This window comes from Gardnerella vaginalis, from assembly GCF_001546485.1.
In the GTDB taxonomy this organism is placed as follows: domain Bacteria; phylum Actinomycetota; class Actinomycetes; order Actinomycetales; family Bifidobacteriaceae; genus Bifidobacterium; species Bifidobacterium vaginale_D.
This window is the reverse complement of sequence record NZ_KQ956850.1, coordinates 109,473-111,339: the sequence shown is the minus strand read 5'-3', so window position 1 is coordinate 111,339 and position 1,867 is coordinate 109,473. Positions and strand designations below refer to the sequence as shown.

The 1,867-nt window shown below is 39.6% G+C and carries 2 protein-coding genes; both read right to left on the bottom strand.

What is annotated here, in order from left to right; all coding sequences use genetic code 11:
• Positions 1-239: hypothetical protein (locus HMPREF3208_RS06870; protein ID WP_230953059.1), on the bottom strand; the 239-nt coding region annotated here is incomplete at its 3' end.
• Between the two features lie 219 nt (positions 240-458).
• Positions 459-1,867: alpha-amylase (locus HMPREF3208_RS02615; protein ID WP_064347088.1), on the bottom strand; the 1,409-nt coding region annotated here is incomplete at its 5' end.

The following is a 1,867-nucleotide window of genomic DNA, read 5'->3' as shown; positions in this document are numbered from 1 at the left end:
ACATACTTCACACCTTCAGGACCATACGTTTGTTCACATTCTTTAGCAATACTCTTCCAGTTTTGCTGGAATGCCGTAACAATAACACCTTTACTTTTCAGCGTTACATTACTTGACGTTTCCTTTATTGATGAATCAGCAGCATAAGCAGTATTAGTAGCAGCAAATCCTGTTACTAACATCGCAGTAGCCGCAACAATCGAAGTTATCTTCGACGCACAATGTCGATGAAAACTCATTCGATATCCTTTCCTCCGTTGGTATCAGCATACTTCTTCATTGGTTATGCTGATAGCTACAATACGCGAACAACAGCTAGCGCTACTGCGCTGCTAACTGTCACCATAATGCATATTACTAGCGAGGTAATTATACCACTTCAATACTGACATCATGCAAAAAGCACATACTCACTTTCAATGCAAATATGTGTGTAAATAAGCTGCTATTAGTATTGTTCAATGCTGCTTTTGCAACTGTACTGGATCTATACTGCGCTTCTTATAGCGAACAGCAACTATCACAATAAGTATTACTGTAATACCTGTCATAATCAGCAAAATCTTATGAACAGCAGCACCATCGTAAAAGCTCTTTACAGCTTTAATATGTAATGCAACAGCAGAATGAGCAGGAATCGTTGTTACCACTTTCCCACCGCTTACCACAACAGTCTTTCCACACGTTCTTGATACGTACACATTGCAATATTCACCATCAGGAATGTCTGTTTTATAACTTACTTTTTGAACATTATCTGTATTATTAATAGCCAAAAAGCCTTTATTACCACGACTGAAAGCAATATTGTTATCGTCGTCATCCTGCCATTGAGTAACTTTTGTACCTTGAACAGCATTGTAGAATCCAACCATGCCGCGGATTGATGTCCAACGTTGAGTGCACTGCCACTGAGAGTCCTTGCCACAAGTTGCATCCGGAACAGAAGTATCAGTCGCACCAGGCGCACCAACATCTCGCTGCGTAAACTTGTAACCGGAGTAAATGTTAGGTGTTCCGTAAGGATATGCCAACATAAAAGCGTTTGCTAATTCGTAACGATCACCATCTTTATACGTGAGCACACGAGTAGCATTATCACGTTCTGTATCCCAATTTGTTACGAAAATAGCAGCCTTATTGCTTGGAATAAGCTTATCAGTAATATGCTTTAAATTTTCAATAGAACCGTAAAAATAATTACGCAAACGGTATGAATACTCAAATTCGTTTACTTCGCCAGTACCGATATACTGATCCGGCTGAATCTTTGGATCTTGATCAGGGAATCCTATAGTTTCTTGCATCCACCAAATGTCTTCAGGTTTCATTCCACTAGCTTGAGCAGCAGCTTCTTTAATTCCCTTCACATCTGCAGGAGACATATGTTTTGCCGCATCGACACGAAAACCAGCTACCCCCATATATATCAACTTGGCAAAATACTTGCCTAAAACTTGCTGAACATGAGGCTGAGAAGTATCCAAATCCAATAACCCAACCAATCGATGCGTCCAAACAACGTCAGCTTTTCGATACGTATTAATATCCTCTGCTATTTGATGAAAATCTTCCTTCGTATAACCAGCATCAGGGTAACTCTGTTTTGCTGCATCATATTTACTTCCACCAACACCAACAGTATCTTTATTATCAGCTCCTGTTGTGTGATTAATGACAGCATCAACAATAATCCCAACTTTTTGAGCTTTACAAGTCTGAATCATATTCTTAAACTCAGCTTCAGTACCAAGTTTAGAATTTAATTTGTAGCTCACAGGCTGGTAAGAAGTCCACCAGGCTTTACCTTTAATATGATCCTGAGAAGGCGAAATTTGCACATACTTCACACCTTCAGGACCATACG